This is a genomic window from Vallitalea guaymasensis (genome assembly GCF_018141425.1).
In the GTDB taxonomy this organism is placed as follows: Bacteria; Bacillota; Clostridia; order Lachnospirales; family Vallitaleaceae; genus Vallitalea; species Vallitalea guaymasensis.
The window spans coordinates 1,231,278-1,257,304 of record NZ_CP058561.1 but is presented as its reverse complement, the minus strand read 5'-3'; the positions used below and the strand labels follow the sequence as shown (position 1 = coordinate 1,257,304).

The window sequence follows — 26,027 nt, the reverse complement described above, 5'->3', positions numbered from 1 at the left end:
AAAAATGAGAGACATTATATTACAAAAGTTGAAAGAGATAGAGCAAGAACATGAAGTGAAAATCCTATATGCTGTAGAATCAGGAAGCAGGGGCTGGGGCTTTGAATCCAAAGATAGTGATTATGATGTAAGATTTATATATATTCACAAACCAGAATGGTATATGTCCATTAAGGAAAAAAGAGATGTCATAGAATTACCTATAAACAACTTACTTGACATTAATGGATGGGATCTAAGAAAAACATTGGTGTTATTTAAAAAATCCAATCCCACATTACTAGAATGGTTAAGCTCACCAATCATATATGGGGAGAGAACTAGTCTAGTTAATGAACTAAAAGAGCTGCTAAAAGATTATTTTTCTTCAAAATCATGTATCTATCACTATTTGCATATGGCAGAGGGAAATTATAGAGAGTATTTAAAAGGTGAGGAGATAAGAGTTAAAAAGTACTTCTACGTACTTAGACCAATTATGGCATGTATGTGGACTGAAAAATATGGAACTCAGCCACCTATGTTATTTGAAGACCTTATGAACCATCTACACTTAGACAAAGAATTAGTCAATGAGATTGAGAAACTACTTGTTATAAAACGAAGTGGCAACGAAATAGACAAACAAAAGAAAATAAATATTATAAATTATTTTCTAGAAGATAAAATATGTTATTATAAGGAATATGTTAAAACCCTTAACATACAGGTAAGTGATGATATTGATGCACTAGATAACCTGTTTAGAAGTACTTTACATGAAGTATGGGGACTATAATTATGAAAATAGAAAATTATAAATGGAAAGGAAAAATGAAAGGAAGTAAAGATGAAAAAAAATCAGTGTGATTATTGCCTGTATCTGACATATGATGAAGAAACTGATGACTATTATTGTTCATTGAGTCTAGAACAAGATGATGTTGAAAAATTAAGTTATAGTAAGTACAATGGTTGTCCTTATTTTAGAATGGGTGATGACTATACTATTGTTAGAAAACAGGCATTTTAGAAAACTAAATGGATGTAAATAAAAAATTCTAGGTAATAGACTATTGCCTAGAATTTTTTTGCTTAAGTATAATGTTAAATAATAGTAAAACAAGAAATTTATTTGATAATTATAATATATGGATAAAAAAATACATTAATGATTATTAAGTGAAAACGTAAATATAATTTGAAAATATAATAAAATTAGTAAAATATTATTAATAATAAATTATTTAAATGTTAACAAAAATAAAGTTTGAAATAATATATTGATATATATGGTTTAATTAATATTTAAAAGCAGAAAAAACTGTTAATAAGCTATAAAATTGATAATAAATAATAAAAACATTGAAAAATGTATAAATAAGTGATATTATTAAAATACGATGAAAATTATAACAATAAATTCTAAAGATAATAATTCTATATTTTATCTAAAAAAGGTGCTATAATTTCATGTTTATGAGCTAGTTTAAAACATATATTAAGACTTGTAAATTAACTATTCATAATATTGTAAAAAGAAAAAGCCCTATTTTCTATACGAGAACAGTTAAATGACTAATTTTAACTATAAAAAGTTTTTATTCAGAATATATATTCAGTTCTATTATACATTTCAGTTAACTATCAAAACAGCAAGGAGGGATACTTTGGATTTCTTTATTTCAAAAGAACAAATGATGTTAAAGAATGAAATCATTGATTTTGCAAAAAATCATCTTAATGACAATAAGTACATAGAAACATTCTCAATGGAAATGTGGAAAGAAATTTCTGATCTAGGGTTATTAGGAGTCACTGTATCAGAACAATATGGAGGCTTAGAAGAAAGCTATCTTACAGCAGCTTTGATGTTTGAAGGATTAGGGTATGCCTGTAAGAATAACGGATTTATTTTTGTAATCAATAATCATATCTGGGTAGGTCAAAACCTAATTTATCTCTACGGTAGTGAAGAGTTAAAAGAAAAATATTTAGAGAAGATGGTAGCAGGACAAAAGATTGGTGCAATTGCTATCACTGAAGCAGAAGCTGGATCAGATGCTATGAGTATGGCTACTCATGCAGAAGATAAAGGGGATCATTATGTCCTAAATGGTACGAAGATGTTCATTTCCAACGGTCCAATAGCAGATATCTTTATTGTTTTCGCAGTCACCAGTGAAGGAGCTTTCAAACGTTATACAGCTTTTGTTATAGAAAAAGAGTTTGAAGGATTTCAGGTATGTGAAGACATAAAGAAAATGGGTCTAGGAGCATGTCCTACATCAGAAATAGTACTGGACAATTGTATTGTTCCCAAGGAAAACGTTCTGGGTAGATTCAATATGGGGGCTAATATAATGACTGCGGCACTTGAATGGGAGCGTTGCTATGAATTTGCTCCACATGTAGGTGTTATGCAGAGAATAATGGAAAAATGTTTAGAACATGTAAATAATCGAAAACAATTTAATCGGTTAATCGGTGAAAATCAATCTATATCTCATAAAATAGCTGATATGCAAATGAGTATAGAATTATCTCGATTGATGTTATATAAAATAGCATGGCTTAAGGATCAAGGTAAAAGCGCTTTTATGGAGTCTTCTATCTTTAAAACCTATGTCAGTGAAAATTACATTAAGACATGTAGAGATGCACTTCAGATATTCGGTGCTTATGGGTATACAAAAGATTATGAGATTGAAAGGGAATTAAGGGATGCTCTAGCGTGCAGTATCTATTCAGGAACCAATGAAATGCAGAAAAATACCATATATAACATGATAAGAAGTCGAGTGGTCTAGGTAAAAATATGGTAAATGTAATTTTAGCTTATGAAAGGAATTGGTTGACTTGAGAATAGTTATGTGTATTAAACCTGTAAAAAAGGAACTTGTTTACAAGGAAAATGAACACCTTGAAAATCTGGTAATAAATCCATATGATTTGTATGCTCTACAAAATATAATTGAAATGAAAAAAGAAGGTACAGAAATAATCTGTATCAGTATGGGTCCTGAGGGTGCTAAAGAAGCATTAAGACGTTGTATTGCACTTGGAGTTGATGATGTGATTCATCTGAGTGATAAGCATTTTGCAGGTGCGGATACTATCGCAACTTCCTATGTACTAAAAAAAGCAATTGAAAAAATAGGTGATGTGGATCTTATTTGCTGTGGACAAAAAACAGTAGATGGTGAAACAGGACAAGTTGTATATGCTCTTTCAGAACAGCTAGGGATGCCTTGCATAGCTCAGGTTGAGACCATAATGGATTTAAGTGTGGAAAATGCATCTATAGAAAGAGAAAATGGTGAGTGCATTGAAAAGTTGAAAGTAAGATTACCTGCTGTCATTTCATATAGAAATTGTACTACGATATATAAAAAAATCAACTTGTTAAGGTTAAAACGTGCAAAAAACAAAGAAATAGTTGTTTGGAATAGGAATGATTTAGAGATTGATAGGTCCATGTGTGGACTAAAAGGGTCTAAGACCATTGTTCAAGATGTTAACAAAATCAATCCTATGGTAAAAAAAGAACAGACAATATTGGACGGAGATATTGAAAATACGGCTATGATCATTAAAAATATTATATTAGGAAAAGACAATGGAGTATGTACATATGGGAAATAAAAAAATATGGATTATAAATGATCAGGATGTACAATATGCAACAGAACATGTTTTACAGATTCTACATAAAGGTATTAGGTTAAAGAGAAATGATAATGATGAGGTATCAGTTATTTGTGTTGGAGTGAATCGGGAAGGTGAGTTCAAGAAATTATTTCAATATGGAGCAGATAGAGTTATCTTTTGTGAACAAAGAGAAGGATATAGTATTTCATTATATGTGAAATGTATAGCAACAATGCTAAAAGATAAACTGCCTGATGTCATATTATTTCCAGCATCTATAACAGGCAGACAGACAGCTGCGATGTTATCTGTTCGGTTTAATGCTGGACTAACTGCATGCTGTACTGATATAAAGTATGATGGTGATAAGGAAAGATATGTCTTCATTAGACCAGCCATGAGTGAATCTGTATTAGCGAAGATAACATGTATTAATGAGAAGCTTCAGATGTGTACAATAAAAGAAAATATATTCGAATCAAGATTTGTAACTAATGAGATAACCTTCAATATGGAATATTTCTCCTATACAGAAAAGGGTTTAGACAAAAATATTGAGGTTTTGGAACGTAAAGCATTAGATCTTAAGGAACGTGTGGATATTAAGTCAGCCAAGATTGTCTTTGTCGTTGGGAGAGGAATGAAACATTCGATGGATTTATGCAAGACAGTTGCACGACAATATGGTGCCGTTGTTGTAGGGACTAAGGCAGCCGTAGAAGAAAAGATGATCCAGGAGAATCGTCAGATTGGTCAGTCGGGTATTAGTATCAGTCCTGATATCTGTGTTGCATTGGGAGTGTCAGGAGCAACTCAACATATGGTTGGCATTAAGGGTGCACAGGTCATTATAGCAGTCAATACTGATGTGAATGCCCCCATATTTGAATACTCGGATTACGTAATAGTTGACAAAGGTGAGAATATATTAGCAGAACTTGAAAAATAAGAAACACGAGAAGTATCCAGAAGGGAGATTAGACTATGAAGGATGGGTTTTATGTCTCTGCTTATATTAATATCTCTAAATTAGGTCATCTGTATCAAGCAGGACATAGACATGATGAAAGTATTGCTTTGTGGGAAAAAAAAGGACGCAGCGTATCCTTAATCCATTATTGGGAGTTAGAAAGGTTAACAGGTATTAAACAACAAAGGTTACCATTTTTTGATGTCAAGCAGTGTAAAGATATTATCAATGAATTGTTAAGTGAATATGATATTACATTAGATGATGTAGTAGAGATATGGGGTGAGCCAGAGTTACAAGAGGATGATAGCTATTTACCAAAGTACTTGTTTCCTGAATACACATTACACGGTTTTGCTCATTTGGCATCTTGTCTTTGTATGGATATGGATATATTCAGGCATGAAAATATTCTAGCATTTGCTGTAGACGGTGGCTCTGATAACACTATTGATGCGTATGATAGAGAGGGTATAAGTGAATATGACCGGCATTTTTATATGGGATGTTACTCAGAAGCTGGAAAAAAGTTGAACTTATTTCCAGTTGTATCACCAGCTGAAATATGGGGATGGGCTTTAATGCGATATAACATAAGAGAAGGTACTTTAATGGCATTAGCTTCCGCTAGTGAGAGTAAAGCCTATTATAATATAGAAGATCTATTGCCTTTTGATGAGTTTAAGATGGGGACAAACAGTCGTAAAAAAATATTCAGTATGATGGATGAAATAGATACTTATACCAAAGATGATATAGGTGAAAAATTCAACTATTTCGATGAAAGATTCAGTGAGAAGGAAAATCGTATTAGTATGGCTATGAAAATAGTTCAACAAATATCCTATAAAATTATGGACAATAGCATTGAAGAAGCTATTGAGAAATTTGGTTTAAGTACAGAGGATACATATCTTGCTATGTCAGGTGGATTTGCTTTGAATTGTCCATGCAACACTTATTTAATGAATAAATATCATTTTAAAGGATTTATAGCACCACCTTGTGTAAGTGATTCTGGTATGGCATTGGGGATTGGATTATCATCGTTTTATGTGAGAACCTCAGGGGATTTTGATTTCAAATTAGAACATGCTTATTACGGTGATAGCTATAAAGTAAAAGAATTCTTAGATAAACAGGAATTCAGTAATTTTATAGAAAGCGTTGAAGAATTTGATGCAGTTAAAGTTGTAGAAGATATGCAAGAAGACATTGTTCTATGGTATGAAGGAAATTCTGAGGTTGGACCAAGAGCTTTAGGTGCAAGAAGTTTGATTGGTGATCCTAGATATACTAGAACAAAGGATCGTTTGAATGAAGTAAAGAAAAGACAATGGTGGCGACCTGTAGCTCCTATTGTATTAAAAGAAAAAGTAGGTGAATGGTTTTATAATGATTACGAGTCTCCTTTTATGTTACAAGCTCTAGAACTGTTAGAGGATAAAAGACAGATAGTACCTGCAATCGTCCATGAAGATGGAACATCAAGGTTGCAGACTATTGATAGAAGTAATCCTCAAACATACCTCTATAAGGTAATGAAGGAATTTGAGAATGTGTCAGGAGTACCTATTATCTGTAATACCTCTTTGAATGATAAGGGAGAACCTATAATCAATAGAATTGAAGAAGCCTGTAATTTTGCTTTGCGTAAAAATATAAGAGTGGGCTATTTCAATGGTTATAGAATACTATTCAAGAATCATGAACAATATAAGAACCAAGAAGTATTGGAGAGAAAGCTTCAAATGGAAATATGGAAAGATGAGTTTCATAAACAAGAATTAATTAAAAAATATAATCCATATAACCTCTCTCAAAAAGAAATCTATGTTTATACATTTACCAATTTGTATAAAGGCATCGAATTATTTGATTTAGATTATGAAAAGCAGAAGGAGATTGCAAAACAAGTAAAAGAACTACTGAAAAAAGATCCATTATTTAATAAGCAAATTCTTTTAATAAGAATAATGAATGCCAATATAAATACAAAAAAACTATAGTAGGAAAGGTAGAAGTCCAATGAAAGATGGATATTATTTATCAGCATATTTAGAAATCAATGAGGCTAGTAATGTTCTTTCAATAGGAATTCGACATGATAATTGCGTTGCACTATGGGAAAAAAAGAATTCTAATGTAAAGCTTATACGTTATTGGGAACTAGAGCGATTAACTGGGTACAAACAAAATGCATTTGCCTGCTATGATAAAGAACATTGTCAACAGATTTTGAGTAGTTTACTAGAAAAAGAAGGATTAACATTAGATGATGTCATAGAAATATGGGGTGTTCCAGAATTATTAGCAGATGATAGTTACTTATCAAAACATAAATATCCTGAGTATACCTACCATTGTATGTCACATTTATCTTCTTGTATATTTATGGATACAGAGATATATAGAAAAGAAAATGTTCTTGGATTCAATTTAGATGCTGGTTCTGATTGTATTGTCAATGCTTACAATAAAGAAGGCGAAAAAGGTGAGATTGAGAAATATCCATTTGTTGCAGCTTTTTCAAAAGCTGGTACTAAAGACCTTTCTTTATCCCCTGTATATTCTCCAGGAATATTTTGGGAACATGTATCAACTTACTTCAATATGAGAGAGGGTAGTTTGATGGCACTTGCTGCGGCAAGTGAAAGCAAGGCATATCTTGAAGTTGATAATATTCTTGTAAATAAAGCTTTGCCATTGGATAAATCAAATCAAGCAGAAAATCAACTTCTTAGTCTAGTTAGAGAAATTGAGTCCTATACCCAAGAGGATGCAGGAGTCAGATTTAATTACTTTGATAAGAGATTCAGTGAAAGAGAAAATAAAATAAGTATGGTAATGAAAATTATTCAGAACATGTCTTATAGGATTATGGAATTGAATATTGAAAATGCTATTAGAGATTTTGGTATTGTTCCAAAGGAAACCTACCTAGCCATGTCAGGTGGATTTGCCTTGAATTGTCCATGTAATACATATTTAATGGATAAATATCATTTTAAAGGTTTTCTAGCGCCACCTTGTGTCAGTGATAGTGGTATGGCATTAGGGATTGGACTTAATGCATTTAATTGTAAGACAGATGGAGAGTTTAATTTCAAATTAGAATCAGCCTATTATGGAGAAAGTGACAGCCTGGAAAAGTTTCTTGATAATAATGAATTTGAACACTTCATTCATTCAATAGATCCATTTAATGAAGAGCAAGGAGCCATGGATTTGATTAAGGAGCCAATAATATGGTTTGATGGTCATTCAGAAATCGGACCTCGTGCATTAGGAGGGCGAAGTATACTAGGTGACCCAAGAAAACAAGCGACAAAGGACACCTTGAATATTATTAAAAAGCGACAATGGTGGAGACCTGTTGCACCTATTGTATTAAAAGAGCATGTTAAAGATTGGTTTGAGAATAATTATGAATCACCCTATATGTTGCATACTCTCAAAATTAAAGAAGAAAGAATTAATGAGGTTATAGCTATTGCTCATTCTAATGGTACAGCAAGATTACAAACTATAGATAAGGATACGAAGCAGTCAAGATTGTATCAGTTGATGGAAGCGTATCATAGAATCACAGGAGTTCCTATAATATGCAATACTTCTCTAAATGATAAGGGAGAGCCAATAATCAACCAAATAGATGAAGCTTTTAACTTTGCTCTAAGGAAGAATATTAATATTATATACGTTAATGGTCATCGTATCCAATTGAAAAACCATGAGAACTATGTGGAATCAAAACCTTTACGTAGGAAGTTGAACATAGGTATATGGAAGAATGAAGAAGAGTACCAAGAATTATATCATAAATATAACCCTCATAATATTGACGATAAATTATTCATGACTGGGATAATGTGGGGATTGCCATATGATAGGCTTATGGATGGTGACAACAAGCTTGATGCTTTACAACGTGTTATAGAAATAAAAATGTATATAAGTAAAGTAGGTATTCTTAGAAGGAAAAAAATTGATATGTTGTATAACTTTTTCAGTCAAATGAAAAATAAGGAATTGATATTTAATGAAGAAAAAGAATGCGTCTAAAATAATGATAAGAGAGAAGGGGAAACAAATGAATAAAGATATGAAAAACGGCTATTATCTATCTGCATATGTTGAAATTGATCAGCTAGGAAATATATATCGTTTTGCTCATAGACATGATCAAAGTATCGCATTATGGAAGGTACAAGAAAATAAAGTAGAGCTTATTCATTATTGGGAACTTGAACGATTAAGTGGAGTTAAAAAGCATCAATATTGTTTTTATGATAAAAATCAATTCTATGATCTGATGAATCATTTATTAGGTTCATTTGGGTTAAGTACAGATGACATAATAGAAGTATGGGGAACGCCAGAGTTAGGTGATAGTGAAAGCTACATGTCTTTAGGGCGTTATCCAGAGTTCTCATATCATACAATGTGTCATCTATCCTCTTGTCTATTCATGGATACTAATATATACCATAACGAAAAAATATTAGGATTTTCTGTAGATGGAGGTTCGGATATTGTATCTGATACAGAAGCCTATAAACGCTTTCCTTTTGTAGGATGTTTGACAGACTATAAAAATGGTCAGTTTGCATTGGAATCCGTATGCTCACCTGCTATTTTGTGGGATTATATGAGCTCTCATTTCACTATGAGAGAGGGAAGCTTGATGGCTCTAGCTAGTGCAAGTAAAAGTACTGCTTATTATGATATGGAAGATATACTTCTAAATAGTAATATAAAAGTAGAAGAAAATGTATACAATAAAATTCTTGAGCTAATAGAATTTGTGGATAATCTAACCCAAGAGGATGAAGGTGTAAAATTTAATTATTTTGATCCAAGATTTAGTGAGCACGAGAACAGAATCAGTATGGTCATGAAGATAATAGAAGAAATGTCTAAGCACATCATGGAACATAATATAGAATTTTTTATAGAAAAATATGGTATTGATACAAAAGAAGTTTATCTAGCTGTAGCTGGAGGATTCGCTCTTAACTGCCCTTGTAATACCCATTTAATGAACAAGTATCAGTTCAAAGGATTTATTGCACCACCATGTGTAAGTGATAGTGGTATGGCACTGGGTATTGGTTTATATGTATTCTATGATAGGATGAATGGAGAATTTGACTTTGCTTTACAGGATGCTTATTGGGGAGATCAGAATGATTTAAGTAAATTCCAGAAGGAAGACTATAGTCAGTTCATAAAAAGTGTAAGTGAATTCGATCCAAAGCAGGCAGCTATGGATATTATAGAACATCCTATAGTATGGATTGAAAATGGTGCCGAGATTGGACCTAGAGCACTAGGCTCAAGAAGTCTGTTGGGTGATCCTAGAAAGATGGAAACAAAAGATGTGCTTAATCATATTAAAAAAAGACAATGGTGGAGACCTGTTGCACCTATTGTTATTAAAGATAAGATCAGTGAATGGTTTGAGGACGAATTCGAATCACCATTTATGTTACATGCATCCAAGATTCGAGAAGACAAGGATAAGGAAGTTATTGCTATTGTTCACGAGGATAGAACAGCAAGACTCCAAAGTATAGATAAAAACACTAGACAGAAAAAAATATATCAAGTAATGGAAAGCTTTAATGAAATAACTGGAGTTCCAATTATTTGTAATACCTCATTAAATGATAAAGGTGAACCTATTATAAATAATATTGATCAAGCAATTAATTTTGCACTTAGGAAAAATATTCCTATCATGTATATTGACGGAAAGCGTTTTGAATTGATGAACCACCAATCATACGATAAGAAGTTTCCATTGAAAAGAAACATAAGTCTAAAAATGTGGGAAGATAAAGACGAATATGAGCAGCTAGTGAAGAAATTCAATCCAAATGAACTCTCTGTAAGGGCTTTATTCTATTATATTCATTTGAAGATAAATGATATTGACCTGTTACAAGATAAAAGAGAGTGCAAGAAGTTAGAGATTAAATCAATGATGTATTTCAATGGATTATCACCATTCTCAAAAGCTGAATTAAGTAGATTATTTAATGACAATATGTATTATAAACAATTGGAGGAGGAGTTCAACGCATGAATATAGGTATTATAGGTGCAGGAGTCATGGGCAGAGGTGTTGCGTTAGCTTATGCTCAATATGGTCATAATATTGTTTTGGTAGATATAGAAGAAAATGTACTGGAAGAAGCTAAGAAACAGATAATTAGAGATTATCGTTTTCAAGGTATGTATGGGAAAAAGTGTGAGGATACGATCCAAAATATCCTTGGGCGTATAACGTTTACTACTCAGCTTGAGAACGTTGAGATGTGTGAATATATTATTGAGAATGTTACTGAAAATTGGGAGATAAAAAAGAATGTATATTTGCAGTTAAATAAAATATGTAATGAAAATACAATCTATGCTGTTAATACCTCCTGCTTTTCCATTACTCGAGTAGGTGCTCTCATGGATAAACCAGAAAATGTAATAGGATCTCACTATATGAATCCGGCACATATTAAATCAACTGTAGAAGTAATAAAAGGGTATCACACATCAGAGAAGACAATAGACACGACACTTGAATTATTAAAAACAATTGAGAAAGAAGGCGTTGTAGTAAATGATCTTCCAGGATTCGTATCCAATCGTGTATTGATGCTAACCGTTAACGAAGCAATCTATTTGGTACACGAGGGAGTGGCAGAAGCAAAAGATGTAGATAAGATATTCAAGCAATGCTTTGGACACAAAATGGGACCATTAGAGACAGCAGATTTGATTGGTCTTGATACAATTTTATTTTCTGTAGAAGTATTATATGAAAGCTACTGTGACAGTAAATATAGACCATGCCCATTATTGAAAAAAATGGTCAATGCTGGATTACTTGGTAGAAAAAGCGGTCAAGGGTTCTATGCCTACAATTATTGAAAAGGAGAATGAAAGATGAATAGAGAGGATATCAGTAAAAAATTAAAAGCTTTTTTATGCAAATTCTTTGGTAAGAAAAATGTAGAGACATTAGGTGATGATGATGATTTCTTTGATTTAGGGTTCGTTAATTCTTTGTTTGCTATGCAGCTAATTACATTTATCGAAACAGAATTTGATGTAGCTATTGATGTAGTGGAATTGAATATGGATAACTTTAATACTCTAAATAAGATTGTCAATATTATTGAAAGTAAAATGAAATAACTTAGTAGGAGGGAGTCGTGTTACATGTCCGATAAAAATAAAAAAATAAAGTGCGTCGTATGGGATCTTGATAATACTATGTGGGATGGAGTCCTCATTGAAGATAAGGAAGTGACATTAAGAAGTGATGTCCTTGATATTATCAAAGAGCTTGATCATAGAGGTATTCTTCAATCAATATCAAGTAAAAACAACTATGAAGATGCTATAGATAAATTAGATGAATTCGGAATAAAAGATTATTTTTTATACCCTCAAATAAGCTGGAGTAGTAAATCTCAAGCTGTAAAAGAAATTATTAGTTGCTTGAATATTGGTGCTAATACAATTGCTTTTATTGATGACCAGGATTTTGAACGAGATGAAGTAAAGAGTGTTATTCCAGAGGTTACGTGTTTTGATGCTGATGAAATAACAAATATTCTTGATAAGGATATTTTCATCCCTGATTTTATTACAAAGGACTCAATGAGAAGAAGAGAGATGTACATAGCGGATTATCATAGAAAAAAAGTTGAAGAGACGTATCAAGGACCACAGGAAGATTTTTTAGCATCCTTAGATATGAAAATTAGTATTCAGTATGCAAAAGATGAAGATCTGGATCGTGTAATAGAACTAACAGAAAGAACAAATCAATTAAATACAACGGGTTATACCTATTCCTATGAAGAATTAAAACTTATGCAGGATTCTGATACTCACAAATTGTTAATCATTGGACTAGACGATAAATATGGAACCTATGGAAAAATAGGTATTATTTTAATTGACACAAGTAATGAACGATGGGTATTGGAATTGTTCATCATGTCCTGTAGAGTCATGTCCAGAGGGATTGGAACTATTTTACTTAATTATATTATGGATATGGCTCAGACAGCTAATAGAGAATTATACGCTAAGTTTATTCAAACAGAAAAGAATAAGATGATGCAGCTTACATACAATTTGGCGGGATTTAAAGTGTTTGAGAAAAAAGAGAATTTTATTCTTATGAAAAATGACTTAAGTAGGATACAAAAGATACCAGAGTATGTCACATTGATTTCAGATCTTCCTGAATATGAAGAGGATGAGAGAAGGAGGATATATGGATAAAATAGCATTAGTATTTCCAGGTCAAGGTGCCCAGTATGTAGGGATGGGAGAATCTTTTTATAATAATTATTTAATATGTAGGCAGACATACGAAGAAGCCAGTGATATATCCGGAGTAGATGTAGCAAAGCTATGCTTCAAAAGTAGTCTAGGGACGCTTAGCAAAATGAACAATATGCAATTGGCTGTAACAACAACTTGTGTTGCAATTGCTCGTGCCTATTTCTATGAGTATGGAATGACCCCACAATTCTGTGCAGGACATAGTGTAGGTGAAATATCAGCATTCATTACCTCAGGTGCTGTTCGCTTCTCAGATGGTATCAAGATACTAATGAAGCGGGGAGAATTGTTGGAGGATGTATATAAACAGAATATAGGAACTATGTTGATTGCTGAAGAGGTGGATTATAAAACTGTTGAAAGTTTAATTGAGGACTCTAAATTAAATAAGGATGTCTATATTTCCTGTGAGAGTTCCCATAATCAGATACTCATCAGTGGAACGAATGAAGGTATTGAAATAATGCAGGAAAAGCTTCTTGATAGCGATGCAAGGATTACACCACTTATTACAAGTACCCCAATGCATTGTCCTTTAATGGGAAGCATACAGAAAAAATTTTATGACTACCTTCTTGAATTTGAATACTACCCATTTAGAATACCTGTAATTACAAATTTACATGGTAGACCTTTTAGTGATCCAGAACTTATTCCAGAGGTTATGTCAAAGCATCTTACTCATCCGGTTCAGTGGAAGAATATTATTGAATGTATGGATAAATATGGTGTGTCCATTGCCTTAGAAATGGGACCTAAGAATTTGGTAACAAATCTTATTGAAAACATAGCACCTGAAATGACAGCCTATTGTTTTGGTAAGAAAATGGATAGAAAATATTTTCATGAGAACTTTCTTGGAGATGAGAATTACAAAAAGGATATTCCAGAATTTATGAGTCGTTGTTTAGGTATTGCAGTGGCTACCCAAAATGCTAATACATCTAATGAAAATTACCAAAAAGGAGTAGTTGATAATTATAACAATATCAAAAAGCTCCATAAAGATATAACTGATAGTCATAGGAAGATTCTGAAAACAGATATGGAAATGGCAATCCAATATTTAGAGAATATATTGAAGGCAAAAAATGTACCAGAGAGAGAACGAAGAAGCTGGATAAAACAATTATTGGATGAAACAAGTAATTATTATTTGTTGGAAGAATATTATGCTTAATCTAACAGATGTATTTAATGTGGGAAAGGATTGGTTACTATGATACTATACTGCGTTCCACATGCTGGTAGTTCCGCACTCAACTATTATCAATGGAAGCTGCTTATGAATGATAATATAAAAATTGTTCCTCTAGAACTGGCAGGGAGAGGAGCTAAGTCTGAACAAGCCTTATATAAATGTTTTGATGAGGCCGTTGATGATTTGGTAGAAGAGATTATTAACAATCAATCAGATGAGAAATATGCTTTATTCGGGCATAGTTTGGGTTGTTGGTTAGTTTATCATGTGTACTTTCGATTAATTAAGAAAGGGATGGAGCCACCAGTACATATATTTTTTTCAGGTAGGTGGTCTCCATTAACGAAGAAAGAGGAACTTAAATACAGAGATATGACAGATGGAGAGTTCATGAATAGAATTAGAGAGATTGGTGGAACAAGTGAAAAAATAATTAATTCACCAGAATTTGTAGACAAGTATCTTCAAATATTCAGGAGTGATTTCGCCATTATTGAGAGCTATGAAAATCCTGCAGAAAATGAATTAATTGAAAGTGATATTACTGTATTAAGTGGAACACAAGATAATTCTATTAAAAATTCAGAACTGCTTGAATGGCGAAAGACTACTAGTGGGATGTGTACTATATGCAAGGTTAATGGAGGTCATTTCTTTCATCTTGAGAATATGCAAGATACCATTAACATAATAGAAAGTAAATTAGAAGTTATTTAAACAGCAATCAGGAATAGAAAACGGAAAGGGGGAAATATTATGGAAAAAGTAAAAGAGTTACTCTATGAGCTAAGAAAAGAAAAAGAAAAAGGAGTATACTTTGTTCATTCACATGAGAATGTTAACTTTGCTTCCTATTATGATTTATTTAGACAAGGGCTATGGATGAAGAATTATCTATATGAAAGAGGTATTAGACCAAAAGATGAAGTTATTATATCAATGGATAATTCAGAGTGGTTCTATATTACATTTTGGGCATGTATATTAGGGGATTTCATTGCTGTTCCATTAAGTGTCAGTAATGATGAACTCAGTAAACTGAGTGGTGCTCTAGAGATTTGCAGTAATTCTGTTCTTGTTACAGATAATGAATCACTGTGGAAAGAAATCAGTGAATCTGATTTAGCACTAAAAAATAGTGTATTCTGGAATGAAGAAATGACAATAAGTCTGGATGAAATGTTTTTAGAACCAGTCACAGAAATAGATGATTTAGTTCTATCTAAAGAAGAGAGTGGTTTGGATATAGCTTATATTCAATTTTCATCAGGTTCAACTAAAGACCTAAAAGGAGTGGGGATAACAAATCAAGGAATTATAACAAATGTTGATGATATTCTATCATCTCGACATATTTATGGAGAAGAAGTATTCGTTACATGGATTCCTTCATACCACAATTTTGGATTATTTTTTAATATATTTCTACCTATCAGGCATAATTGTGATGCCCATATCATTGACACGCAATATGTGGTAAAAGATCCAGCATTCTATTTGGATTACTGTAATAAAGTAAGAGGAACCGTTACATCTGGCACTAATTTCTATCTTAATTTTATTATTAAACTATTACAAGAAAAAGGAGTTAAAGATGAGTGGGATTTCTCTAGTATACATTCAATGTTCTTAGGAGCAGAACCTATATCCATCAATTTATGTAATGAATTTGCCAAGTACATGAAAGAATGTAATTTCCAGCGTAAAGTATTATCTCCATCATATGGATTAACAGAAGGTACTTTGGGTGTTTCTGTTACTACAGATGATGATTTTATAAAGAAAATATCCGTTAATAAAGAGAGTATGAGTATTGGTCATACCTTAGAGATAGTTTCGGATGATGATCCCATGGCTTCAGAAATAATTAGTGTAGGAAAGCCTCTTCCTGCCTTCAAGTTGAAGATAGTTGATCTAGAAGGTAATACATTGGAGGATGGGCGTGTTGGCTTAATCTTTATTGCAGGAAAGTGTGTACTAAATAATTATTATAATCGTAAACGGGATGAAAATTTTATTGATGAGTGGTTCAATACAGGTGATATTGGCTTTATCTATGATGGAAATTTACATATTACAGCCCGTTATAAAGAGATGTTTATATATAATGGTAAGAATTATTATGATAATGATATTGAACGTTACATTCAGAAGCTAAATATATTCACTGAGGAGAGAATAGTTATTCATGGATATCGTAAAAATGTAGATGATGTTAATGATAATGTGATTTGTTTCATCAAAGGGAACACTCCTATGGAAACACTAGTCAGTAAAATTAAAAATGTATTGTCACATATGAATAATGTTTTAGGAATATATATTAACGATTTTGTCTTGGTAGATAATATCCCCACCACAGTTAGTGGAAAAGTGCAGCGGTATAAGCTGATAAATAATTATATAAAAGGTGATTACGATGAGCAAATAGCTGCATTAACTTGTGAAATGGATAAGGCTAATAATATTATAGAATGCGATGTATCTTCTATTGAGGATTTTATTGCAGACACTCTAGAAGATATTGTAGATAACCAAATCGATTATAGTGGGTCATTTATGTCTATGGGACTAAACTCTCTTCAAATAGCCAAATTACATATGGCGATTAATATAAAATATGGTGATTGTATAGCCATTGCAGAGCTTTTTGAATATACCACCATTGAGACATTGGCTGAGTATATAATGGAGAGAGTAAATGTTAGAAGAGAAATGGAAACTCTAATTGGCTAGAGGAGAGAGAATTATGGAAAATAAGAGGAAAGAACCAAGAAAAGATATTGCTATTATTGGTATCGGATTAAAAATATCTTGTGCTAGGGATTTAGAAGAATATTGGGAAATTATCAAGAACAAAATAGGCTGTACTGAGGACTTTCCAAAATATAGAGCCAAAGGTGTGGAGGGGTTAGTCAACATTTTTAATGATAGTGGCGAAGAACCAAAATTCTATCAAGGTTCTTATATCGGAAGAATTGATGAATTTGATAATGAATTTTTTCAGCTCTCACCACGAGAGGCTTCATTAATGGACCCAGCTCAACGTATTTTTTTAGAAACCATACGAAATACATTTGATGATGCAGGCTATACGGCTGAGAGACTCAAGCAATCAAAAACAGGGGTATTTCTAGGTTATACCTCATCGTCCTTAAAGGATAATTATATTGTCGATATAGCATTGAATCATCCAGATTTATTACCTTATTCAATGACTGGTAATATGGCACCGCTTATACCATCAAGAATTGCACATCTGCTGGATTTGAAAGGCCCTACTATGGTTATGGATACAGCATGTTCTTCAGCTCTTGTTGCTCTTCATGAGGCTTGTGAGCATATCTTATCAGGTAATTGTGAAATGGCTGTAGCAGGAGGTCTTAAGCTTAATGTCTTGCCTCTGATTTTGGATAACATGAAAATAGGGATAGAGGCACTAGATGGTAAGACAAGAACCTTTGATTCAGGAGCAGATGGCTCTTCTATGGGTGAAGGGTGTTGTACCGTTCTTGTGAAGCCACTAGATTTGGCAGAAAAAGATGGAGACCTTATATATGCAGTTATCAAATCAAGTTCCATTAATCACGATGGAACAGCTTCAGGATTAACAGCACCTAATCCAACAGCTCAATCTGATGTAATGGTGGATGCTTGGAACAAAGCGAATATTAATCCAGAAGATATACAGTACATTGAAGCACATGGAACAGCTACAGGATTAGGTGATCCCATTGAGATACAAGGCATCAATAAAGCTTTTTGCAGATTTACTGATAAAAAACAGTTTTGTGCTATTGGGTCATCAAAAAGTAATTTAGGACATATGTATGAATGCTCAGGATTAGCTGCATTATTAAAAGTGGTAGCATCTATGAGACATAAAACAATTCCTCCTACAATCAATTTTATGTCACCTAACACGAACATTGATTTTATCAACTCACCTGTCTATGTAAATACGGAAGCAAGAAGTTACATAGATAATGGGAAAAAATACATTGCAGGAGTTAGTGCTTTTGGTTTAAGCGGAACCAATTGCCATGTTGTATTGGAAGCCTATAACAACTGTGAAGAAGAGAATAGGAAGACGGTTGACAAACCAACACTCATAAGTATAGCTGCAAAATCAGAGTATAGTCTTAAGGCTAAGATCAGGCAGTATTTGGAGTATATAAGAGAAAACTATGAAGAAGTTGATTATTATAATTTTTGTTACAATGTCAATCTATATAATGATATCTATGATAGGAGAATAGCCTTTGTCGTAACCAGCAAGGAAGACTTGTTAAGGAAATTAAAACATATTGATAACAATGGATTAATTGAATACCCAGACCAAGAGATATATTATCACATGATAGTAAGAGATAATAGTGATTATAAGAGCCGAAAAGCTATGTTAAAACAAATGGATGAATTAACAGGTAAGCTTAATGGATTATTAGAGGCTGAGACCTTGGAAAGGAAAGACTTGGAAGAAGTATGTGAGTATTTCGTTTTGGGAGCTACTCCACAATGGGAAAAAATGTATGGAGAATATAAAGGTATGCATATTCATTTGCCAGTATACCCATTCCAACCAACAAGCTTATGGTTGCCTAAGAAAGTCTACAAAAATAAGAAAAAATTATACTATACCAAAGATTTCCAAATGGAACATATTATGAATGTAAACAATGCTCCAGAAAATATATTGATTATTGGCTGGGACGAAAGTCAGATAGAAGACCTAAAACAAGGGGTATTGAAGAAAAAAAGCAATGGAGACACTGTTTTATTAAAAAATGTCCATGCACTAGAACAACAAAAGGAAGAAATTCTGGAGAAGATGAAGAAAGTTTCTCACATCATATATTCATTATATGAGTGTAATACAGAAGATATGGATAAGCTTATGATTATGCAGGAGAATAATCTGCATACATTATTATGGTTGGCTAAATTAATTAGTAATAATGAAAATCAGGAAAATGTTAAATTAGTGGTTTTATCAAAAAATGGTATTAGTATTACTGGCGACGAAGAAGTAATCAATCCTCAAAATACGACAGCTTTAGGATTAGGTAAATGTATAAGTAAAGAATTGAAGAAAATCAAGTTTTGCTTTGTTGATTATGATTATGAGACAACACTTGATTATATTATTCAAGAAATAAATTCCAAGAACAAAGAAGAGGTTGTAGTCTATCGAAACAATATAAGGTATGTTGAAAGGTTAAAAGAAATCATACCATCAGGTCAAGATAGTAGTGAATTATTAATTGATTCAGGTGTTTATATTGTTACTGGAGGATTAGGTGGAATCGGTTATGAGACAGCCAAGAAAATCTGTGAAACAACAAAAGACACTACACTCATAGTTATAGGTCGAAGTGAGCTTGTTACTAGTGGGGATATTGATCCAGGTCAGGAAAAAATGCTAGAGAAATATAATAGATATACTACATTGGCTCACTTGTCTAAAAACATAGAATATTACAAAGCTGACATATCTAAATATGATAGAATGGAAGAAATATTAACTACAGTCAGAAAGAAATATGGAAAAATAAACGGTGTCATTCATGCAGCTGGAATAGGTGGGGGAAGATTAATTGAAAGTACCACCGTAGAAGATATTGATGCAATGCTTAAGCCAAAAGTATATGGTACCTGGAATCTGGATCAATTAACTAAAGAAGATAACCTGGACTTTTTTGTTCTATATTCATCTATTGCCACTGTTTTCAGTAGTATTGAATTATCTGCTTATACTGCGGCAAATACCTATCTTGATTACTTTTGTCAATATAGGAAGGCTAACAGATGTGGTAAGACATATACTATAAATTGGGCAACATGGTCTGAAATAGGTATGTCAGTAGAGCATAATTTTACTGTTGATACATTATTCAAGACAATTAAAACTAAAGACGGAATAAAAGGCTTTCTAGATGTTTTAGGATCAGATTATACGAATATAATTATTGGAGAGTTGAATTTTGATAGTCCAATAGCTTTGATGATGAACAATTATCCTATTAAGTATTCAGAGTATATTATGGATCAATTGGCTGCATTGAAGGATAAGAATAAGAAAAAAAATGTTACGGATAGGCCAAAGATGATATCAGGTACTGGTGATTCCCAGTATAGTGATATCGAAGTTAAGATTGCTCATGCCTGTCAAGAAGTATTGGGATATGAAGAAATTGATATCAATGACAACTTTTTTGAAATGGGTGCAGATTCTATTCTAATGGGGCATATTTTCAATATCATAAATGAGTATTATCCAGAAAGGTTACAATTAACAGATTTATTTGCTTATCCTAGCGTAAGGCAATTATCAGAGTATCTAGATTCCAAACAAGATATAACCTCTAAAAGAGATAAGGAATCAAAAGAGAGAGTTAATAATGTACCAAAACACTACGGTGAAAAGGACGTTGCTATCATTGGTATAGGAATTGATCTACCTTGTGCGAAAAATATAGATGAATATTGGGAAATGATTATTAATGGAGTAAGTGTAGTCAGGGAAATACCAGAAGAAAGAGCTAAGGATCTAAGAAAACATTTTCGTTATTTGGGTATGGAGAAAGATAATATTAGATTTAACAAATGTGCTTACTTAGATGAAATAAATAAGTTTGATTATGAACTCTTTAATATGTCACCAAGAGAAGCCAAATTAATTGATCCTATCAATAGACTCTTCTTACAGTGTTGTAACAGTGCTATAGAAGATGCAGGATATGGAGGATTGAAAATAAGAGGAAGCAACACAGGTGTTTTTCTAGGTTATACAGCCAATCTAGGTAATTTGTATAGCCGTATCTTGTATGAATTGGATGCAGAATTATTCGGAGAGTCATTACCAGTGAATCAAGTAAGTATGGCAGCAAGCCGAATTGCTTATGTAAATGATTTGAAAGGACCAACTATGGTTATTGATACAGCTTGTTCATCTTCGTTAGTAGCCATGCATACAGCATGTCAACAAATACGAAGTGGAGAATGCGATATGGCATTGGTTGGAGGAGCATCCATAACCATGTCTCCTTTAGCTGGTGGATTTACAGTTGGATTTGAATCCAGTGAAGAAAAGACAAGATCTTTTTCAGAAGGAGCTATGGGGACTGCCGTTGGAGAAGGAGTTGGAGCTATCTTATTAAAACCTCTATCAAAAGCTTTGGAGGATAAGGATAGTGTATATGGCGTTATTAAAGGAAGTTCTTCCAATCAGGATGGAAGTTCATTTGGTATAGCTGCTCCTAATTACCTTGCTCAATCAGAGGTTATACAAAAGGCTTGGCTTCAATCGGGAATAGAACCGGAAACAATTAGTTATATTGAAGCCCATGGTACGGGGACAGCGTTAGGTGACCCAATTGAAGTTAAAGGTATTACCCATGCTTTTCAAGCTTTCACAGACAAAAAACAGTTCTGTGCATTAGGAACAATTAAGCCCAATATAGGACATCTCAATGAAGCATCTGGTATCAGCGGTATCATTAAAGTACTGTTAATGATGAAGTATAGGGAGTTGCCTCCTACAGTATTTTTCCAAGAGCCTAATCAGAACATTGATTTTATTAATTCACCTGTATATATGAGTGCTTTGAAAAGAGAGTGGAAGAGAGAAGATACTCCTAGACGAGCTGGAATTACAGGGTTAGGAATGAGTGGAACCAATTGTCATATTGTTCTTGAGGAACCACCAAAGATTGAATATGAAGAAATGATAGAAGATACTCCTACTGTATTTGTAATTTCTGCGAAATATCAAGAGGGTTTGAAAATACTAGCACAGAATCTAATACAATGGCTTTGCAGTAATGAAGAAAAGAATCTTTATGATGTACTATATACCCTTGCTACAGGAAGAGGTCACTATAATTATAGAGTAGGATTTAGGGTCAATAGCATTAATGAACTTATTTCTTCATTAGAAGCTTACCTTAATGGTGATGATGACAATTATAGAATTCATCAAGGTAAATACGCAATTGTTTCTGAAAACAAAAAGGTACGACAAGATTTTGAATTGACAGTGGAAGAACATAAGGTATTGAATCATAAGGCTGAAAAACTGTTAGAAGATGTTATACATAATAGAGATAAAAAGAGTATGGAAAAATTGTTGGAAGCATATACAAAAGGTGCTGATATTGATTGGCTTCAACTTTACAATAAGGAAGGATACCACCTCCATCTTCCAACTTATCCTTATAAGAAAGAGTATTGTTGGTTCCCACCTCCTTCTGATCCAGATGAGATAGAGAGTGTTAATTTTGATAGTTTCTATTACACCATGAAGTGGATGAGAGAAGATTATGGGGAAAGTAATCTTGATGGTAGCCAAACAGGAAAAACCTATTTGCTTTTCCATAGCAGTTACTTTGCTATGCATCATATGGCAGAGCTTCTAACTGAACGAGGAATCAATGTGATTCAGGTATTCCTTGGTGAAACCTATGAGAAGGTTGATGATTCAATCTATAGAATCAATAATTCTATAGAATCCTGTGTACAATTATTTGAAGCAATCAACTCTTATGATATTGATAAAATAATTCACCTTGCTTCCATAAGTGAGGAGAATAATAAGAGAGAAAATGCCAACATAATGGATAATACAGAATATGAGCAGATTGAAGAGAGTTTAGATAATGGTTTTTATCATATTATTAATCTAATCAAAGCCATGATAAATACACATTATAGCAAGAATCTTGAATTAATCATTCTGTCACAATGTGCTTATAGTATATCTAAGAAGGAAAAGGTATTATATCCTGAAAATGCTGTAGTGCTAAGTATTGGTAAGGTCATTGAACAAGAATATCCTAATATTGAATGTAGAGCAATAGACATACAAGATGCTCAGGATATGCCATTGGCAGTAGATGAAATTCTTACGAAGGATAGAAAACTTTATCTTGTTGGATTTAGAGAAGGTATTAGATATGTGGAATGCTTTACAGAAGAAACAGTCATGCCACAGGGTGATATCATTAGAGAAGATGGTAACTATATAGTCACAGGTGGATTAGGAGATATAGGTATTGAAACCGCAAAATATCTGTCGGTAAAAGGATGTAGTAGTGTTACCTTACTAGGACGGAGTGGTTTTCTTCCTAGAGAAGAGTGGAATTCCCCTGACCTAAGTGATGAGCATAAAAAGAAAACTGCTATTCTAAGAGAAATCGAAGAAAATGGTGTTAGAGTACTCATTTATGCTGTAGATATTTCGGATTATGAAGGCATGAAACAGGTCTATCAACAGATAAAGGAAGAAGTAGGTAGGGTTCATGGTATTTTCCACTCAGCTGGAATTGCTGGTGCTGGTTATATACTAAGAAAGGAAAAAGAGGAATTTGCACAGGTATTAGCTCCTAAGGTGAGAGGAACTTGGATAATTGATCAATTAACTAAGGATGAGAAATTAGATTTTATAATGCTTTATTCTTCGGCAGTTACTTTTTCAGGAGAAGCAGGTCAAAGTGATTATGTAGGTGCTAACTCTTATTTAGATGCCTTTGTTGATTATCGAAATGCTAGAGGTGACAGAACTTATGTTATTAATTGGGTTTCATGGAAGGAAACGGGTATGTCCGTGAGATATGGTATTAATGTGGATACCATTACAAAAGCCATCACTACTTCCCAAGCCATCTATTATCTTGACAGACTGTTACAGAGTCCGGTGAGAAAAGTAATTATTGGACAGTATAATATCAATGAGAATTTATTAGTTATAAGTGATTATAGCCGAAATAGGATTTCAGAGGATATTCAAGAGAAGATGGATCATCTAAAGAAAATCTATATGAATAGACATAAAGGTGATCGTATACTGACTGAAGATGGATTTGAAGTAGCCCAAGTTAAAAAAGGGAAATTGCTAATTCTTCCACATAGCGAAAAAACTAGCCATCTAGATATGATAGATGAATTAAATATTGATAATAAAGTGATTTCTAACGAAATAGAAGATATACAGGATAACTTATGTAAGATATATTCAAAAATACTAGGATATGATGATATTGATATTTATGATAACTTCTTTGAAATGGGCGGAGATTCTATTCTATTAACTAGGATGCATGGGTATATTGACAACCTATATTCAGATATTGTCAATGTGGCAAATCTCTTTGAATATACATCAATATATACTTTGTCAGAGTTTATTCATGATGAGTTAATGAAGAAGACAGTTGGGAAAGAAGAAAAAGAGGAAACAGGTATCCTAAGTAAATATTTAGATTCCCAGTGGACAGGCGAATTAAGCTACGCTCAAAAGAGAATGTATGTGGTTTATAAGAGAAGTAAAAATAAAAAGATATACAATAATCCATTCGCATTCAAGCTGGATAAAATGGAATCAAAAGAAAATGCATACCATTGTATTAAGACTCTAATGGATCGACATGATGTCCTTAGAACAAGTTTCTATTTTAATGGTAAATCCATATGTCAAAGGGTTGAAGAAGATATTGAACCGGATATATCTTATTATTATCAAGAGGATATAAATGATATTGACTATAATGAATTACTAACAGAATTTAATTTAGGTAAAGCTCCGCTCTTTAAGGTGTCGGTCATTGAACTGGGGAATGGTGGTTGTGTGCTATTTTTTGATATGCATCATATTATTATTGATGGTTACTCATCTAGTATTATTAATAGAGAGCTTAATGATATCATAACTGAATCACCATTAGCTGAAGCTACATATCAATATAAACACTATATTGAATATGAGAAAGATTTCGTACAATCAACAGAATATAACAAGATGGAAGGATATTGGGATGAACGTTTGAAGGGTTATGTACGAGAAAACTATCTTCAAGATTTTGAGTCCCAGGATAAACAAGACCAATCTGGAAGTTTTAGCCTGACCTTGGATCAAGAACTGATAAATAGCCTTGAAAAAGTAGCTAAAACGAATAATGCTTCGTTATTTGCCATGTTCCTAATGGGTATTAATCTGGTAATACATATGTTTGATTCCAGTGAAGACGTAATTGTAGGTGTTCCATGTATAGGGCGAGTACATGAGGATGTCATGAATATCGTGGGAATGTTTACTAATACTCTTCCAATGAGAAATTATCCAGTGGCAGATAAGCTGTTAAGTGATTTCATTCTTGAGATGAAAAAGAATATTAATAATGATTTAGCCAATCAATGCTATCCATATGATAGGATGGTGGAAAAATACAGAAAAACCCATAAGGATGGTAGTTCCAACCTATTTAATATCATGTTTGATTATGAGAGCCCTAATATGGATATTGTAGAAGGAGAAAGAAAAGGTTCTGGGGATATAATCCTTCCAGTTAGCTTTGCTAAATACGATATTGATATACAAATCACCAATAAGAATTCTTTCTTAGTCATGAAAGTTGATTATTCCAATGAATTTAGTGAAGAAAAGGTTCATGATTTCATTGATAAGTATCTAGCACTATTAGGTCATATTACCAAAATAAAAGGAGAAGAGAAAATAGGTGATATTGTGACTGATGTATTAGAAGGTAAAAATATTATCACCGCTTAGTGAGGAGAATGAATATGAATAGAGATGAAATTAAAGATAAACTATTAGAGTATGTTAGAGAGAAGCTTCAATCAGAAGAGATTACAGAAACAACTCAGCTAGAATCCATTAATGAATTTAGTTCCATTTTTGTTGTTGAGCTCATATTATTCATAGAAGAAAATTTTGACCTAGAGGTATCTTACGAAGACTATAATATGGAAAATTATTCAGACGTAACAAGTATTATCGATTTAGTTATAAGGAATAAAGAAAAAAGTTAAATAATTGTATCCCAAGCTGTGTTCTTTAATAACATT

The 26,027-nt window shown here is 32.7% G+C and carries 16 protein-coding genes; all 16 read left to right on the top strand.

What is annotated here, in order from left to right; genetic code table 11:
* Positions 1-4: 4 nt before the first annotated feature.
* Positions 5-778 carry a nucleotidyltransferase domain-containing protein gene (locus tag HYG85_RS05665; RefSeq protein ID WP_212692663.1) on the top strand — a complete coding sequence of 258 codons (774 nt, stop codon included), beginning with the start codon at positions 5-7 and terminating at the stop codon, positions 776-778.
* Between the two features lie 51 nt (positions 779-829).
* A complete protein-coding gene (locus tag HYG85_RS05660; protein WP_113672076.1) occupies positions 830-1,012 on the top strand; it encodes a DUF6472 family protein in 183 nt (60 codons plus the stop codon).
* A 637-nt stretch (positions 1,013-1,649) separates the two neighbouring features.
* Positions 1,650-2,789 (top strand): acyl-CoA dehydrogenase family protein, encoded by a 1,140-nt coding sequence (locus HYG85_RS05655; RefSeq protein WP_212692662.1) that lies wholly within the window; start codon positions 1,650-1,652, stop codon positions 2,787-2,789.
* Between the two features lie 49 nt (positions 2,790-2,838).
* Complete coding sequence (locus tag HYG85_RS05650; RefSeq protein ID WP_212692661.1) at positions 2,839-3,624, top strand: electron transfer flavoprotein subunit beta/FixA family protein; 786 nt, start codon at positions 2,839-2,841, stop codon at positions 3,622-3,624.
* Positions 3,614-4,579: an electron transfer flavoprotein subunit alpha/FixB family protein gene (locus HYG85_RS05645; RefSeq protein WP_212692660.1), complete on the top strand. Its 966-nt coding sequence runs from the start codon at positions 3,614-3,616 to the stop codon at positions 4,577-4,579. Before HYG85_RS05650 ends, HYG85_RS05645 begins: the two co-directional genes overlap by 11 nt.
* Before the next feature lie 35 nt (positions 4,580-4,614).
* Complete coding sequence (locus HYG85_RS05640) at positions 4,615-6,609, top strand: carbamoyltransferase C-terminal domain-containing protein (RefSeq protein ID WP_212692659.1); 1,995 nt, start codon at positions 4,615-4,617, stop codon at positions 6,607-6,609.
* Positions 6,610-6,628: 19 nt separating this feature from the next.
* The gene (locus HYG85_RS05635) at positions 6,629-8,665 is read left to right on the top strand and encodes a carbamoyltransferase C-terminal domain-containing protein (RefSeq protein WP_212692658.1); all 2,037 of its coding nucleotides are present in this window, start codon (positions 6,629-6,631) and stop codon (positions 8,663-8,665) included.
* Complete coding sequence (locus HYG85_RS05630) at positions 8,643-10,691, top strand: carbamoyltransferase C-terminal domain-containing protein (RefSeq protein WP_212692657.1); 2,049 nt, start codon at positions 8,643-8,645, stop codon at positions 10,689-10,691. Before HYG85_RS05635 ends, HYG85_RS05630 begins: the two co-directional genes overlap by 23 nt.
* Complete coding sequence (locus tag HYG85_RS05625) at positions 10,688-11,533, top strand: 3-hydroxyacyl-CoA dehydrogenase family protein (RefSeq protein ID WP_212692656.1); 846 nt, start codon at positions 10,688-10,690, stop codon at positions 11,531-11,533. Before HYG85_RS05630 ends, HYG85_RS05625 begins: the two co-directional genes overlap by 4 nt.
* Before the next feature lie 15 nt (positions 11,534-11,548).
* Positions 11,549-11,800: an acyl carrier protein gene (locus HYG85_RS05620; protein ID WP_113672068.1), complete on the top strand. Its 252-nt coding sequence runs from the start codon at positions 11,549-11,551 to the stop codon at positions 11,798-11,800.
* Positions 11,801-11,824: 24 nt separating this feature from the next.
* Positions 11,825-12,901 carry an HAD-IIIC family phosphatase gene (locus tag HYG85_RS05615; protein ID WP_212692655.1) on the top strand — a complete coding sequence of 359 codons (1,077 nt, stop codon included), beginning with the start codon at positions 11,825-11,827 and terminating at the stop codon, positions 12,899-12,901.
* Positions 12,894-14,144: an ACP S-malonyltransferase gene (locus HYG85_RS05610; RefSeq protein WP_212692654.1), complete on the top strand. Its 1,251-nt coding sequence runs from the start codon at positions 12,894-12,896 to the stop codon at positions 14,142-14,144. Before HYG85_RS05615 ends, HYG85_RS05610 begins: the two co-directional genes overlap by 8 nt.
* Before the next feature lie 39 nt (positions 14,145-14,183).
* A complete protein-coding gene (locus HYG85_RS05605; protein WP_212692653.1) occupies positions 14,184-14,882 on the top strand; it encodes a thioesterase II family protein in 699 nt (232 codons plus the stop codon).
* Between the two features lie 39 nt (positions 14,883-14,921).
* Positions 14,922-16,901, top strand: coding sequence for a non-ribosomal peptide synthetase (locus tag HYG85_RS05600; RefSeq protein ID WP_212692652.1), 1,980 nt, complete (start codon positions 14,922-14,924; stop codon positions 16,899-16,901).
* A 13-nt stretch (positions 16,902-16,914) separates the two neighbouring features.
* Positions 16,915-25,728: an SDR family NAD(P)-dependent oxidoreductase gene (locus HYG85_RS05595; RefSeq protein ID WP_212692651.1), complete on the top strand. Its 8,814-nt coding sequence runs from the start codon at positions 16,915-16,917 to the stop codon at positions 25,726-25,728.
* 14 nt (positions 25,729-25,742) lie between these two features.
* Positions 25,743-25,991 (top strand): acyl carrier protein, encoded by a 249-nt coding sequence (locus tag HYG85_RS05590; RefSeq protein WP_212692650.1) that lies wholly within the window; start codon positions 25,743-25,745, stop codon positions 25,989-25,991.
* Positions 25,992-26,027: the final 36 nt, after the last annotated feature.